Annotated in this window: 13 protein-coding genes; 6 read left to right on the top strand and 7 right to left on the bottom strand. The window is 74.2% G+C overall.

Annotation, left to right across the window (positions count from 1 at the left end; genetic code table 11):
• The first annotated feature begins 111 nt into the window (after window positions 1–111).
• From ACZ5ID_RS00145 to ACZ5ID_RS00130, 4 genes are all read left to right on the top strand, one after another.
• Window positions 112–1,716 (top strand): FAD-dependent monooxygenase, encoded by a 1,605-nt coding sequence (locus tag ACZ5ID_RS00145; protein WP_468891952.1) that lies wholly within the window; start codon window positions 112–114, stop codon window positions 1,714–1,716.
• Complete coding sequence (locus ACZ5ID_RS00140; protein WP_468891951.1) at window positions 1,623–1,835, top strand: putative leader peptide; 213 nt, start codon at window positions 1,623–1,625, stop codon at window positions 1,833–1,835. The genes ACZ5ID_RS00145 and ACZ5ID_RS00140 overlap by 94 nt, the downstream gene beginning before the upstream one ends.
• A 79-nt stretch (window positions 1,836–1,914) precedes the next feature.
• Complete coding sequence (locus tag ACZ5ID_RS00135) at window positions 1,915–2,478, top strand: cupin domain-containing protein (RefSeq protein WP_468891949.1); 564 nt, start codon at window positions 1,915–1,917, stop codon at window positions 2,476–2,478.
• Window positions 2,469–2,873, top strand: a complete 405-nt coding sequence (locus tag ACZ5ID_RS00130; protein WP_468893120.1) for a rhodanese-like domain-containing protein — start codon at window positions 2,469–2,471, stop codon at window positions 2,871–2,873. The genes ACZ5ID_RS00135 and ACZ5ID_RS00130 overlap by 10 nt, the downstream gene beginning before the upstream one ends.
• 217 nt (window positions 2,874–3,090) lie before the next feature.
• On the opposite strand, the gene recX is transcribed toward ACZ5ID_RS00130, so the two are convergent.
• The 4 genes from recX to ACZ5ID_RS00110 form a co-directional block, all read right to left on the bottom strand.
• Window positions 3,091–3,747, bottom strand: coding sequence for a recombination regulator RecX (gene recX / locus ACZ5ID_RS00125; RefSeq protein WP_468891947.1), 657 nt, complete (start codon window positions 3,745–3,747; stop codon window positions 3,091–3,093).
• A 3-nt stretch (window positions 3,748–3,750) separates the two neighbouring features.
• Complete coding sequence (recA, locus tag ACZ5ID_RS00120; protein WP_468891945.1) at window positions 3,751–4,872, bottom strand: recombinase RecA; 1,122 nt, start codon at window positions 4,870–4,872, stop codon at window positions 3,751–3,753.
• A gap of 270 nt (window positions 4,873–5,142) precedes the next feature.
• Window positions 5,143–6,294, bottom strand: coding sequence for an AI-2E family transporter (locus ACZ5ID_RS00115; protein WP_468893118.1), 1,152 nt, complete (start codon window positions 6,292–6,294; stop codon window positions 5,143–5,145).
• 307 nt (window positions 6,295–6,601) lie between these two features.
• Entirely contained in the window at window positions 6,602–6,796 is a 195-nt protein-coding gene (locus ACZ5ID_RS00110) for a DUF3046 domain-containing protein (protein WP_406552668.1), read from the bottom strand.
• A gap of 79 nt (window positions 6,797–6,875) precedes the next feature.
• On the opposite strand from ACZ5ID_RS00110, the gene ACZ5ID_RS00105 reads away from it, so the two are divergent.
• Window positions 6,876–7,826 (top strand): hypothetical protein, encoded by a 951-nt coding sequence (locus ACZ5ID_RS00105; protein ID WP_468891943.1) that lies wholly within the window; start codon window positions 6,876–6,878, stop codon window positions 7,824–7,826.
• Window positions 7,827–7,915: 89 nt separating this feature from the next.
• Here the strand turns inward: ACZ5ID_RS00105 and ACZ5ID_RS00100 are convergent, their stop codons facing one another.
• Genes ACZ5ID_RS00100 through ACZ5ID_RS00090 form a run of 3 tightly spaced genes read right to left on the bottom strand, consistent with a single transcriptional unit; the run spans window position 7,916 to window position 9,928 of the window.
• On the bottom strand, window positions 7,916–8,224 hold the full coding sequence (locus ACZ5ID_RS00100) for an AzlD domain-containing protein (RefSeq protein WP_468891941.1): 309 nt from the start codon (window positions 8,222–8,224) through the stop codon (window positions 7,916–7,918).
• Window positions 8,221–9,063 (bottom strand): AzlC family ABC transporter permease, encoded by an 843-nt coding sequence (locus ACZ5ID_RS00095; protein WP_468891939.1) that lies wholly within the window; start codon window positions 9,061–9,063, stop codon window positions 8,221–8,223. Before ACZ5ID_RS00095 ends, ACZ5ID_RS00100 begins: the two co-directional genes overlap by 4 nt.
• Before the next feature lie 10 nt (window positions 9,064–9,073).
• A complete protein-coding gene (locus tag ACZ5ID_RS00090) occupies window positions 9,074–9,928 on the bottom strand; it encodes an AraC family transcriptional regulator (protein ID WP_468891937.1) in 855 nt (284 codons plus the stop codon).
• 56 nt (window positions 9,929–9,984) lie between these two features.
• On the opposite strand from ACZ5ID_RS00090, the gene ACZ5ID_RS00085 reads away from it, so the two are divergent.
• The gene (locus ACZ5ID_RS00085) at window positions 9,985–14,634 is read left to right on the top strand and encodes an ATP-dependent helicase (protein ID WP_468891935.1); all 4,650 of its coding nucleotides are present in this window, start codon (window positions 9,985–9,987) and stop codon (window positions 14,632–14,634) included.
• The last annotated feature ends 54 nt before the right edge of the window (window positions 14,635–14,688 follow it).

Here is a 14,688-nt window from a genome sequence, read left to right as displayed (position 1 = left end):
CCTCCGTCACTTGACGCAAGCACCCGCAGTGGGTTGCATACGTTCTGTGATCGTGCACCGGGTCCTCAGCGCCACCTGCCAGCCGTCCCGCCGGGCCCAGGGAGCCACGCCGTGGACCCGGTGATCGTCGTCGGCGCCGGTCCGGTCGGACTCGCGCTCGCCCTCTCCCTCGCCGCCCAGCAGGTTCCCTCCGTCGTCCTGGACGAGCAGACGGGCGGCGAGGAGCCCCGACCGGTCCGTACGGCCGTCCTGCGGCCCGACACGGCCGCCTTCGTGGAACGGCTGGGCTGCGCCGCGGTACGCTACGAGGGGGCCCGCTGGACGGGCTGGCGGGGCATGCGGCGCGCCACCCTGCAACGCCAGGTCTCCTTCGACGACGACCTCGACGGCGGCCCCTCGCCGGTCCATCTGCCCCAGCACGTCCTCACCCGCGCCCTGCGGGACGCGGCGGCCGTCTCCCGGCTCGTCCGGCTGGCGCCCGCGAGCCGTCTGGACGCCCTGGAACAGGACGACGACGGCGTCGCCGCCCACACCACCGGCCCGGACGCCACCTGGTGGCGCGGCAGCTACCTGGTGGGCTGCGACGGCGCGCGCTCCACCGTCCGCAAACTCCTCGACGTCCGTTTCGCCGGGCGTACGGCGGTGGAGCGCCAGGCCGTCGTGGCCCTGCGCACCGAACTCCCCTGGCCCGGCGAGGCGTTGCTGCACCGGCTGCCGCCATGGCGCTCGGCCGGCGAGGAGGTGACGGCCCGTCCGCTGCCCGAGGGGGCGTGGCGCATCGACTGGCTGCTGCCCGACCGCGCCGAACTCGTCACCCCGGACGCGCTGACGGGCCGGCTGCGCGACACGCTGGCCGGGTGGTGCGGCACGACTCCCCCGTACGAGCTCCTGGACACCGGCGTGTACACGCTGCACCACCGCCTCGCCCGACGCTGGCGGGTGCGCCGCGCCTTCCTCGCCGGGGACGCCGCCCATCTGCTGGGCGCCGTGGGCATCCAGGGCCTGGACGAGGGGCTGCGGGACGTCTCCAACCTGGCCTGGAAGCTGGCCCAGGCCTGGCACCACGGCGCCTCCGAAGTGCTGCTCGACAGCTACCAGACGGAGCGCCGCGCCAGTGTCGCCGCCCGGCTGCGCGCCGCCGACCAGGCGATGCAGGTGCTGCGCGGCGGTGGAGGACTGCGGTCGTACCTCCCGGGCGCCGCGCGCGGCCACGACGCCCTGCTCGCCGACGGCCATCTGGGGCGCGGCCCGCTCGGCGCGCCCCCCTCCTACCCGCACTCCCCCCTCGCACCCCCACCCGCCGAGGCGCACACACCGGTCGGCACCCAGGTGGGCGCGCCCGTCGACGACGTCCCGGTCACCGCGCCGGACGGGTCGGTGGTGGCCCTGCGGGACCGGCTCGGCCGGGGCCGGCTCCTGGTGGTCCTGATCGCCCCCGGCACCGGCATCTGGGACCGGCGGCACTGGCTGACCGCCGGGGTGATGCCGCGCCTGACGGCCGCGGTCAACACCCTGCCCGCGGGGGCCGAGTTGCTGGTGGCCGAGGCGTATCCGGGAGCGGCGGCCCACACGGTGCTGCTCGTACGCCCCGACGGGCACCTGATCGCGGCGTTCGAGGGGGTGTGGCCGGGCGAGCTGTACACGGCCGCCGACGCGGCGCGCGGCGGAGCCGCCGCCCACGCGCGCGTGGAGGACCGCACCGCGGACATCAATTGACCCGCACAGGCGCACATGGTGTACTCCGGAACGTGACCGACACCTATGCGCGCCTGTGGCGGAGGGTCCATATGGACCTCGTCCGCTACGCGGGCTGCGTGTGTCGCCCGTCCCGCTGATTCGCCCCTCCCTCCGCGCGCCGCCAAGCCGCTTTCCGGCGTACGCGCGCACACGCGAACTCCCCCAGGACGGCTCCACATGTCACCTTCCGCGCACCCCTCCACGCCCGGCTCCGCCCGCGTCTCCCCGCCCGCTCCCGCCTCGCCCGCCGCGCCGAGCCAGGCGGACCTGCTCGACTTCGTCCGCCGCACCGCCGCCGACACCTCGCTCGTCTCCTCCCTGCCGCTCGACCCGCAGGGCAGGACCTGGATCCGGCTGGAGGGGCCCGGCGGCAGCGAGGCGTGGCTGATCGGCTGGCCGCCCGGTACCGGCACCGGCTGGCACGACCACGGGGGCTCCCACGGCGCGTTCGCCACGGCCGCCGGAACGCTCCGGGAGGACTCGCTGGCTGCCAGGCTGCCGGCGGAGGGGTGGAAGACGCTGGAACTCGCCGGGGACCTCGACCGTTCACGCAGCGTGGGGGCCGGTGAGGGGCGGGCTTTCGGACCCCATCATGTGCACGAGGTCCGGAACGAGTCGACGACCCGGCACACGGTCTCGGTGCACGCCTATTATCCGCCGCTGCCCCTGATCCGGCGCTTCAGCCGTACCGGCGCGGTGCTGCGGCTGGAGCACGTCGAGCGCCCGGAGGACTGGCAGTGAGTGAACATCCGGTGGGAGTCGACGAGTTGCTGGACCGCGTCCGCGAGGGCCTGGACCGGGTCGGGCCGCGCGAGGCGCACGACGCCGCGCGGGCGGGCGAGGCGCTCCTGGTCGACATCCGGTACGCGGCGCTGCGCGAACGCGACGGTCTGATCCCGGGGGCGCTCGTCATCGAGCGCAACGAGCTGGAGTGGCGGCTCGACCCACGGGGCAGCCACCGCGTCCCGGAGGCCACGAGCCATGACCTGCGGATCGTGGTGATCTGCAACGAGGGCTATGCCTCGTCGCTGGCCGCCGCCTCCCTGCACCAGTTGGGGCTGCACCGGGCGACGGACCTGGTCGGCGGATTCCAGGCGTGGCGTGCGGACGGGCTACCGGTGACGACGCCCGCTTGAGGACGGCTCTCGGCGGGCCGGTGGGGCGGGGCGGGGCCGGGGGCCCGGGGGCGGGTTGAGCCTGCGACCGGCCGCCCGGCCCGGGCCATCCGTCCGACCGGTTCGCCTCGTCGCCGCATGCCCGAGAACGCCCGGTCCGGCCCGCACGTCCTGTCCATACGATCGTCCGCACGTCCCGTCCGCACGGCTCACCGGTACGCCTGTCCGCACTGCCCCGTCAGAACGGCTCGTACAGGTCGTCCGCCGTCTCGCCCTCGGCTTCCAGGGCCTGGCGCACGACGCGCAGGGCCATGCCTTCCGGGTAGCCCTTGCGGGCCAGCATCCCGGCGAGGCGGCGGATGCGGCGGTCGCGGTCCAGGCCGCGGGTGGAGCGGAGCTTGCGGGCCACCAGCTCCCGCGCGGTCTCCTCCTCCCGGTCGGAGTCGAGCTGCCCGACGGCCTCGTCGACGACCGCCGAGTCCACACCCTTGGTGCGGAGCTCCCGGGCGAGCGCCCGGCGGGCCAGGCCGCGCCCGTGGTGACGGGACTCGACCCAGGCGTCCGCGAACGCCGCGTCGTTGATCAGTCCCACCTCCTCGAAGCGGGAGAGGACCTCCTCGGCGACCTCGTCGGGGATCTCACGCTTCTTGAGGGCGTCGGCCAGTTGCTTACGGGTCCGGGGGGTCCCGGTGAGCAGGCGCAGGCAGATCGCCCGCGCCCGCTCGGCCGGGTCCTCAGGCGCCGGCTCCCGCTCGGGCCCCGGCGAGCCGGCGCCGTCGCCGAATCCCTCAGGGCCGGCCCGTCGGGAGCCGGCCCGCTTCGGGCCCGGCCGCGCGGACCGGGCCCGGTCGGGGCCCGTCCCGTCCGGCTCGGCCCATTCGGTCCTGCGTGTCATGGTCTAGCTCTTGGCAGCGGTGGCCTTGGCCGTCTTGGCCTTGGTGGCCGGGGCGGGCACGGATGCCGCCTCCGCCTCCGAGGCCGCACCGGCCGCGTCCGCGCCGGGCTCGGCCTTCGGCTCCTCGGGCCGGACGCCGACGCCCAGCTTCTCCTTGATCTTCTTCTCGATCTCGTTGGCGAGGTCGGGGTTGTCCTTCAGGAAGTTGCGGGCGTTCTCCTTGCCCTGGCCGAGCTGGTCGCCCTCGTACGTGTACCAGGCGCCGGCCTTGCGGACGAAGCCGTGCTCGACGCCCATGTCGATCAGGCCGCCCTCGCGGCTGATGCCCTGGCCGTAGAGGATGTCGAACTCGGCCTGCTTGAAGGGCGGCGCGACCTTGTTCTTGACGACCTTGACCCGGGTGCGGTTGCCGACCGCGTCGGTGCCGTCCTTCAGGGTCTCGATACGGCGGATGTCGAGGCGCACCGAGGCGTAGAACTTCAGGGCGCGGCCACCGGTGGTCGTCTCCGGCGAGCCGAACATCACACCGATCTTCTCGCGGAGCTGGTTGATGAAGATCGCGGTGGTCTTGGACTGGTTCAGCGCGCTGGTGATCTTCCGGAGCGCCTGGCTCATCAGCCGGGCCTGGAGACCCACGTGGGAGTCGCCCATCTCGCCCTCGATCTCCGCGCGCGGCACCAGGGCCGCGACGGAGTCGATGACGATCAGGTCGAGCGCGCCCGAGCGGACCAGCATGTCGACGATCTCCAGAGCCTGCTCGCCGTTGTCCGGCTGGGACAGGATCAGGTTGTCGATGTCGACGCCGAGCTTCTTCGCGTACTCCGGGTCCAGGGCGTGCTCGGCGTCCACGAAGGCCACCTGGCCGCCGGCCTTCTGCGCGTTCGCCACCGCGTGCAGGGTCAGGGTCGTCTTGCCGGAGGACTCCGGGCCGTAGACCTCCACCACTCGGCCGCGCGGCAGCCCGCCCACGCCGAGCGCCACGTCGAGCGCCGTCGACCCGGTGGGGATGACCTCGATGGGCTCATTCGGCCGCTCGCCCAGGCGCATCACCGCGCCCTTGCCGAATTGCCGTTCAATCTGTGCGAGCGCGGCGTCCAGCGCCTTCTCGCGGTCGGTTCCTGCCATGGGTTCCACCCGATTTGCTTGAGTCGATCGCTTCACGTCAAAGACGCTAACCCCTGCCACTGACAATGGGCCCCGGAGTCCCTCCCGCCTGTGGATAACCCCCACCGGAAACCCGGCGGAACCCAAGTGAACACAGGGCCAGTGAACACCGGGCCGCGCTTCCATATGAATGGATGTTCGATTTTGGTGTCAAGCGCACCACGCGGCCCGGGCCGGGGCATCGCGTGCCGCCCCCCGCGGGGGCGCCCGGAAGGGCTCCGGCCGCCCCTCTCAGACGCCGTCCGCGCCGCCCGACGCGGCCGGCTGCTCCGCACGGTCCCGGCGCAGCGTCCGCCGTACACGCACCAGGGCGGAGTCTCCGACCCGCTCGCGCCGGCCGTGGACGCGCGGGTCGTCCATCACGTCGTAGCGCTTCACATAGGCGCCCAGGAACGCCTGGAGCGTCGCCACCGCGGGGATCGCGATCAGCGCGCCGACCGCTCCCATCAGGGCGGTGCCCGCGATGACCGACCCGAAGGCGACCGCCGGGTGGATGTCGACCGTCTTGGCGGTGAGCTTGGGCTGCAGCATGTAGTTCTCGAACTGCTGGTAGACCACCACGAAGCCCAGCACCCACACCGCGTACCAGGGGTCGACGGTGAAGGCGATCAGCATGGGCAGCGCGCCCGCCAGATACGTGCCGATGGTGGGGATGAACTGCGAGACCAGCCCCACCCAGACCGCGAGGACCGGGGCGTACGGCACGCCCAGGATCTGCAGCAGGACGTAGTGCGCGACTCCCGAGATCAGGGCCATCAGACCGCGCGAGTAGAGGTAGCCGCCGGTCTTGTCGACCGCGAGCTCCCAGGCGCGCAGCACCTCGGCCTGGCGGGAGGGCGGCAGCATGGAGCAGACCGTGCGCCGCAGCCGGGGCCCGTCGGCGGCGAAGTAGAACGAGAAGAGGAAGATCGTCAGCAGCCGGAAGAGGCCGCCCAGGACGGTCGTCGAGACGTCGAGCACACCGCTCGCGCTGTTCTGCACGTACTTCTGGAGCCAGTCCGAGTGCAGCAGGCTGTCCTGCACCTCGACCCGGGAGAGGTCGGTGTGGAAGTTCTGGTTGACCCAGCTGATCACCGAGTCGAGGTACTTGGGGAAGTGCTCGACCATGTCGACGATCTGGCCGGCCAGCATCGAGCCGAGCAGCACGATGAACCCGGCCGTCACCAGGAAGACCGCGAAGAAGACGATGAAGGTGGCCAGGCCGCGGCGCATCCCGCGAGCCGACATCCGCCCGACGGCCGGTTCGACCGCGAGGGCGAGGAAGAACGAGATCAGGATATTGATCAGCAGCCCGATGAGCTGGTGGAAGGCCCAGTTGCCGAGCTGGAAGCAGGCGTAGAGGGCGAGCGCGAGCACCATGGCGCGCGGCAGCCACCGCGGCATGCGCACGGCGCCGCCGGTCCCGGGCACGGCCGGCGGCGGCCCGGCGGTCCCGGCGCCCGGTGCCGCGCCGGGCGCGGCCGGGACGTCGCGCGCCCCCGTGTGCGGGGCCGCGCCCTCGTCCTGGGGCCGGCGCCCGCCGTCCGTGGAACGCGGCTCGCCGTCGGAACGGGCTGTTTCCCCTCGTCCTCGGTCGTTCCCGGCCGGGCGGTCGGCCCGGTGGTCTGTCTGGGTGTCGCTCTCGTCAGTGGGTGCCACCCGGCAAGTCTCGCCCATGCCCCGGACAGCCCGGGCCGTCAGCCCCGGATCGTCACCGCCTGTGCGCGGGCACGTCCATGGCGGTGCACACGGCCCGCCAGACGTCCTTGGTCTCCCAACCCGCGTCGAGCGCCTCGTGCACGGTGCGATGGCCGAGCTCGGCGATCACGTGGTCGCGCGCGAAGGAGTCGGCGTAGGCGGCGCCGAAGTGGTCGGCCATCCGCTCCCAGAAAATCGTCAACCGCATGACACCAGTATCCCGCCCCTGAGAGTGCAGCCGGGGCCGTCCGGCTCGACCGCGGCGCCGGGCGCCCTACGGTCGGAGCATGGCCGGATCCGGAACATCACCCGCGACTGTCCGCACGTCCCGCGCGCCCCGCACACCGCTCGCCCGAGCCGAGCAGTTCGTCTGGCTGACGGCCCGGGTGCTGGAGCAGCGGCGGTTCGCGCACCACTTCCTCGGCGGCGGCGCCGACCCCGTGGAGACCGCACTCGCCGCCTACCAGAACGACGACGGGGGCTACGGGCACGCGCTGGAGCCCGATCTGCGCGGCCCCGTCAGCCAGCCGCTGCACACCGCGCACGCGCTGCGCGTCCTGGACTCCGTCGCCCGTGTGAGCGGGCGGGGGGCGGAACGGATCTGCGGCTATCTGACGGCGGTCTCGACGCGGGACGGCGCCCTGCCCGCGCTGCACCCGTCGGCGCGCGGCTACCCCGTGGCGCCGTTCGTACGGATCGTCGACGACCCGCCCAGCGAGCTGCTGGCCACCGGGCCGGTGGTCGGGCTGCTCCACCGCAATCAGGTGTGGCACGCCTGGCTCTTCCGGGCCACGGACTTCTGCTGGGCGGCCGTCGACGCCCTGGAGAAGTCGCATCCGTACGAGATCGAGGCGGCGGTCGCCTTCCTGGACGGGGCGCCGGACCGCGCCCGGGCCGAGGCGGCGGCCGACCGGCTCGGGCGCCTGGTGCGTGAGCAGCGGCTCGCGGTGCTCGATCCGGACCGGCTCGGGGACTTCCCGGTCGCCCCCGGATACGCCCCGTCCGAGCACCACTTCCCGCACGACTACGCGCGCGTGCCGGAGTCCCTGGCCCGCCGCTGGTTCACGGACGAGGAGATGGCGCGCTCGCTCGACCACCTCACGGCCGAGCAGCGGGAGGACGGCGGCTGGCCCATCCACTGGAGCGAGTGGGCGCCCGGCACTTCTCTGGAGTGGCGGCCGATCGTGACGATCGAGGCGCTGCGGACCCTGCGCGCGCACGGCCGCGCGATCGGCTGACGCGGGGCGTCCGGACATTCGCCCGCCCGCCCGCCCGCGGTACGGGACGGGCGGAACGGATGCTCCCCGTACGGACCGCCGGGAAGCGCTCAGCCGCCCAGGGCCCGCGCTCCGGCCGTCACCAGGACGGCGGCGGCGACGATCACCAGGAAGGGGGCGCGCAGCATCAGGGCGACGGCCGCCGCCGCGAGACCCGCGCCCCGGGCGTCGAGGGCGAGGTGGTGTCCGCTGCTGAAGGTCTGCTGGGCGGTGAGGGCGGCCAGCAGAGCCACCGGAAGCAGCGCGGAGAGCCGTCGCACCAGGGGCCGCTCCAGCGCCCCGGCGGGGACCAGGAGACCGAGGAGCTTGACCAGGTAGCAGCTGACGGCGGTGGCGGCGATGGCGATCCAGATGTTCAACGCCCCGCTCCCTTCGTGGAGTTCCCGTCGGCCGGGGCGGAGCCCGGAGTGGGACCGGGGCGCTTCGCCCCGTCCGCGCGCCCCTTCAGGAACAGCACGACGGGCGCGGCGAGCGCGGCCACCAGGACCGGCGCCCCGGCGGGCAGCACCGGCAGGAAGCCCAGGGCCAGCAGGACCGCGAGCCCGGCGGTGATCCGTTCCGTCGCGGTGGTGAGCATCGGCGCGAGCAGCGCCAGGAAGACGGCGGGGCTCGCCGCGTCCAGCCCCCAGGCGTCCGTGTCGCCGATCGCCTCCGCGCCCATGGCGCCGGCCAGGGTCGTCAGGTTCCACAGGACGTAGAGCGTGAGTCCGGTGACGGTGAAGCCGATCCGCGCGGCCCGGCGGGTGGGCTGGGCGAGGGTCACGGCGGTCGTCTCGTCGATGACCCACTGGGCGGCGAGGGGCCGCACCGCGCGCGGGAGTGCGAGCAGCTGCGACAGACGCAGTCCGTAGAAGGCGTTGCGTACGCCCAGGAAGAAGGCGCCGGCCGCCGCCGTGAACGGGTTGCCGCCCGCCGCGAGCGCGCCCACCAGGGCGAACTGTGAGGCCCCGGTGAAGACGAGCAGGCTGAGCGCGCACGTCTGAAGGAGGGTGAGTCCCGAGCCCGCCGAGGTGACGCCGAAGGCGAAGCCGGAGAGCCCGACGGCGATGCCGACGCCGAGGGCGTCCCTGACCACGGCGGAGTCCGGCTTGTGGGGGTCCGCGACGGCGGGGCCCGGCCCTGCGCCCCGGCTGGGGGAGCTCGCGGGGCGCGCGCCGTCGGGGCGTATGTCTGGGAGTGCTGACTGTTCTGCTGCCACGTCCCGGACGTTACGTGGGTGGGTCGCCCGCGTTCTTGTACGTTCTTGCGCGCTCCTTGCGGTACACGCCGGGGGTGACGCCCACGATGCGGGTGAAGTGGCGGTTGAGGTGCGGCTGGTCGGTGAAGCCCACGGCCGCGGCGGCCTCGGCGGGCGCGGTCCCGGCCTCCAGGAGCAGCTTGGCGCGGCGGACGCGCTCGCCGGTGAGCCAGGTGTGCGGGGGCAGCCCGTACGCGCCCTTGAAGGCCCGCAGCAGGGCGAACGGGCTGGTCCCGAGGTCGTGGGCGAGCCCCTCCAGGGACGGCGGGTCGGCCAGGCGCTCTTCCAGGAGGGCGCGGGCGGACGCGGCCGTACGGGCGCCCGCCGATCCGGTGGTGCGCGCGGGCAGGGAGTGTCCGTGGCGGCGCAGCAGCCGGGCGACGGCGACGCGGAACACCGTGTCGGCGGCGAGCGCGTTGCCCTCCTCGGCCGCGCGGTGCACCTCCTGGATGAGCCGGGAGGTGTGCGGGTCCTCGACGATGGTCTCGGCGAATCCCACGGTCCCGCGCAGGGTGGTGACCTCGGCGGCGAGACCGGCGATCAGCTGCGGCGACGGGTAGAGCGTGGCGTACGTCCAGCCCTCGGGGACGCCGGCGTGGGCCGAGTGCGGCACCTCGGGGTTGATCATGACGACGGTGCCGGGGCGCGCCCGTACGGTCTCGCCGGGCAGGACCACGTCCTCGATCCCGCCGCGCACCGCCCCGAAGACGAAGCCCTCGTGGCTGTGGCGGGAGAAGGAGTGGCTGACGTAGCGGGCGTGCAGCAGTTCGAGGCCCGGCAGCCCCGGGTACCGCCAGTGCCGTGCCCACTCCTCGGCCGCGTTCATGTCCGCATTCTCGCAGCTCCGGGCCATTGTCAGTGGGTGGGTGCACGATGGGGACCATGGCAAGGACAGCGCTCGACTCCTTCTCTCCGGCGACCAGGGGCTGGTTCACGGGGGCCTTCACCGCGCCCACCGCCGCGCAGGAGGGCGCCTGGCGGGCGATCTCCGAGGGGTCGGACGTGCTGGTGGTGGCGCCGACCGGCTCGGGCAAGACCCTCGCCGCGTTCCTGGCCGCGCTGGACGGGCTGGCCGCGGCCCCGCCGCCGGCCGAGCCGAAGAAGCGCTGCCGGGTGCTGTACGTGTCACCGCTGAAGGCGCTGGCGGTCGACGTCGAGCGCAATCTGCGCTCCCCGCTCACCGGCATCCGCCAGGAGTCGGTGCGTCTGGGCATGCCGGAGCCGGAGGTGCGGGTCGGGATCCGTTCCGGCGACACCCCGCCCGCCGAGCGCCGCGCCATGTCGACCCGGCCGCCGGACATTCTGATCACCACTCCCGAATCGCTGTTCCTGATGCTGACGTCCTCCGCGCGCGAGGCGCTGTCGGGTGTGGAGACGGTGATCCTGGACGAGGTGCACGCGGTGGCGGGCACCAAGCGCGGAGCCCATCTGGCCCTGTCCCTGGAGCGGTTGGACGAGCTGCTGGCCCGACCGGCCCGCCGGATCGGTCTGTCGGCGACGGTCCGTCCGGTGGACGAGGTGGCGCGCTTCCTGTCGCCGCAGCGCAAGGTGGAGATCGTCCAGCCGCGCTCCGCCAAGGAGTTCGACCTGTCGGTGGTCGTGCCGGTGGAGGACCTGGGAGAACTGGGCGGCGCCCCGGCGGCCGACGCCGCCGAGGGTGCGGAGAAGCCGTCCATCTGGCCGCATGTGGAGGAGCGCATCGTCGACCTGGTGCAGGCGCACCGCTCGACGATCGTCTTCGCCAACTCCCGCCGGCTCGCCGAGCGGCTGTGCAACCGGCTCAACGAGATCGCGTACGAGCGGGCGACGGCTGCCGCGCTGGAGGCGGGCGAGTCCGCCGTGCCGCTCGGGGAAGCCCACTCCCCCGCCGAGGTCATGGCCCAGTCGGGAGCGGCCAAGGGCGCGCCGCCCGTCCTCGCGCGCGCCCACCACGGCTCGGTCTCCAAGGAGCAGCGCGCCCTGGTCGAGGAGGACCTGAAGGCCGGCCGGCTGCCCGCCGTGGTCGCCACGTCCAGTCTTGAGCTGGGCATCGACATGGGCGCGGTGGACCTGGTCGTCCAGGTCGAGTCGCCGCCCTCGGTCGCCTCCGGTCTCCAGCGGGTGGGCCGCGCGGGCCACCAGGTGGGCGCGGTCTCCACGGGAGTGGTCTTCCCGAAGTACCGGGGCGATCTGGTCCAGTCGGCCGTGGTGACCGAGCGGATGCGTTCGGGAGCCATCGAGTCGCTGCGGGTCCCGTCCAACCCGCTGGACGTACTGGCGCAGCAGCTGGTCGCCATGACGGCGCTGGACAGCTGGCAGGCCGACGACCTGCTGGCCCTGGTCCGCCGGGCGGCGCCCTTCGCCGCCCTTCCGGAGTCGGCGTTCACGGCCGTCCTGGACATGCTGGCGGGCCGCTACCCCTCGGACGCCTTCGCCGAGCTGCGCCCCCGCGTGGTCTGGGACCGTGTGGCGGGGACGGTCACGGGCCGCCCCGGCGCGCAGCGCCTCGCGGTGACGTCCGGCGGGACCATCCCGGACCGCGGCCTCTTCGGCGTCTTCCTCGCGGGCTCCGACCCCAAGAAGGGCGGCGGCCGGGTCGGAGAGCTCGACGAGGAGATGGTCTACGAGTCGCGCGTCGGCGATGTGTTCACGCTGGGCACCACGTCCTGGCGGATCGAGGACATCACCCGCGACCGGGTCCTGGTCTCCCCGGCCCCCGGCGTGCCGGGCAGGCTGCCCTTCTGGAAGGGCGACCAACTGGGCCGCCCGCTCGAACTGGGGCGCGCGCTGGGCGCGTTCCTGCGCGAGGTCGGCTCCCTGAGCGCCGAGGACGCGCGGCTGCGGCTGCTGAGCGCGGGCCTGGACGCCTGGGCGGCGGACAATGTGATCGCCTACCTCGACGAGCAGCGCCGCGCCTGCGGCCATGTCCCCGACGACCGCACCATCCTCGTCGAGCGGTTCCGCGACGAGCTGGGCGACTGGCGGGTCGTCATCCACTCCCCCTTCGGCGCCCAGGTGCACGCCCCCTGGGCGCTCGCCCTAGGCGCCCGCCTGGCCGAACGGTACGGGATGGACGCCCAGGTCATGCACGCCGACGACGGCATCGTGCTGCGGCTGCCCGACGCGGATCTGATGGGCCTCGACCTGCTCGACCAGGACCCGGGCCATCTGGATTCGACGTTCGACAGTGAGCAGGCGCCGGTCGGGGCCGCCGACACCGTCTTCGACAAGGGCGAGATCGAGCAGATCGTCACCGAGCAGGTCGGCGGCTCGGCGCTGTTCGCCGCCCGCTTCCGGGAGTGTGCCGCGCGCGCGTTGCTGCTGCCCCGGCGCAACCCCGGCAAGCGCACCCCACTGTGGCAGCAGCGCCAGCGGGCGGCCCAGCTGCTCCAGGTGGCGAGCGAGTTCGGCTCGTTCCCGATCGTCCTGGAGGCCGTCCGCGAGTGCCTCCAGGACGTCTTCGACGTGCCGGGTCTGACCGAGCTGATGGGTGACCTGGAGGCGCGCCGGGTCCGGCTGGTCGAGGTGACCACGCCCGAGCCGTCCCCCTTCGCGCGTTCGCTGCTCTTCGGCTATGTCGCCCAGTTCCTGTACGAGGGCGACTCACCGCTGGCCGAGCGGCGGGCCGCCGCCCTCTCGCTCGACTCCCATCTGCTGGCCGAGCTGCTCGGCCAGGCCGAGCTGCGCGAGCTGCTGGACGCGGAGGTCCTCACCGAGCTGGAGCAGGAACTCCAGTGGCTCACCGAGGACCGCCGGATCAAGGACCTGGAGGGCGTCGCCGACCTGCTGCGGGTGCTGGGCCCGCTGACGGACGAGGAGCTGGTCGCGCGCGGCGCCGAGACGCCGTGGGCGCCTGAACTCGCGTCCGCCCGGCGCGCCATCCGGGTGCGGCTCGGCGGCGTCGAGCACTGGGCGGCGATCGAGGACGCCGGGCGGCTGCGCGACGCGCTGGGCACGGCGCTGCCTGTGGGTGTGCCCGAGGCGTTCATGGAGCCGGTCAAGGACCCCCTCGGCGACCTCCTGTCGCGGTACGCGCGCACGCACGGCCCGTTCACCTCGGCCACGGCCGCCGCCCGCTTCGGCCTCGGCACGGCCGTCACCGAGGGCGCGCTGCAGCGGCTGGCGGCGAGCGGGCGGGTGGTGCAGGGCGAGTTCCACCCGGCGGGGCTCGGACAGGAGTGGTGCGACGCGACGGTGCTGCGCCGGCTGCGGCGCCGTTCCCTGGCGGCGCTGCGCCACGAGCTCGAACCGGTGCCGCCCGCGGCACTGGCCACCTTCCTGCCCCAGTGGCAGCACCTGGGAAGCAACAGCCTGCGCGGCATCGACGGCCTGGCGCGGGCCGTCGAGCAGTTGCAGGGCGCCGCCGTTCCCGCGTCGGCCCTGGAGAAGCTGGTGCTGCCGTCCCGGGTCTCCGACTACGGCCCCGGGATGCTCGATGAGCTCACCACCACCGGCGAGGTCCTGTGGGCGGGGGCGGGAGCGCTGCCCGGCAAGGACGGCTGGGTCTCCCTGTTCCTCGCGGACGCGGCGCCCCTGCTGCTGCCCGCGCCGCATCCCCTGGAACTCACCGCGCTGCACGAGTCGGTGCTGACCGCGCTCGCTCCCGGGTACGGGCTGTTCTTCCGCCAGATCGCCGACCAGGTCCGCGCCACCACGCACCCGGAGGCGACCGACCCCCAACTCGCCGACGCGGTCTGGGACCTGGCGTGGTCGGGGCGGCTCACCAACGACACCCTGGCCCCGCTGCGGGCGCTGCTTGGCTCGGGCCGCACCGCCGGGTCGACCGCGCACCGGGCCAAGCGGACCGTGCCGCGCGGGAGGTACGGGTCGCTGACGGCGGCGGCACGGTCCGCCTCGCGCACCGGGCCGCCGACGGTCTCGGGGCGCTGGTCCCTGCTGCCGGCCCGCGAGCCCGACCCGACGCACCGGGCGCACGCCCTGGCCCGGACGCTCCTCGACCGCCACGGAGTGGTGACCAGGGGCGCGGTCGCGGCCGAGGGGGTCGAGGGCGGCTTCTCGGCCACGTACCGGATCCTGGCCGCATTCGAGGACAGCGGGCAGGCGCGGCGGGGCTATGTGGTCGAGGGGCTGGGGGCGGCCCAGTTCGCGATGGACGGGGCGGTGGACCGGCTGCGGGCGGCGGCCACCGCGCGCGACCGTGCGGAGGCGCGTCCGACGCCGCGCGGGGTGGTGCTGGCGGCGGCGGACCCCGCCAACGCGTACGGGGCGGCTCTTCCGTGGCCCGAACCCCCGTCCAAGGCCGGGCACAAGCCGGGCCGCAAGGCCGGGTCGATGGTGGTCCTGGTCGACGGTGAGCTCACGCTCTACATGGAGCGCGGCGGCAAGTCCCTGCTCGCCTGGCCGCCGGAGCCGGACGATCCGGCGCTGCTGGCTGCGGTGGAGTCCCTGGCGGGGGCGGCTCGGGCGGGGCGGCTGGGCACGGTGACCCTGGAGCGGATCAACGGGGAGGCCGCGCTCACGTCGCCGCTGGCGCGGACGCTGGAGTCGGCGGGGTTCGTTCCCACGCCGAGGGGGTTGCGGCTGCGGCCCTGATCCCCCATCCGAGGCTCCCCGGGGCCGCGCCCGGGCCCGCTTTCGTCTGCGGAC

The organism is Streptomyces sp. NPDC031670, from assembly GCF_055580545.1.
The sequence above is the reverse complement of the archived record's forward strand: the minus strand, read 5'-3'. Positions and strand labels throughout refer to the sequence as shown.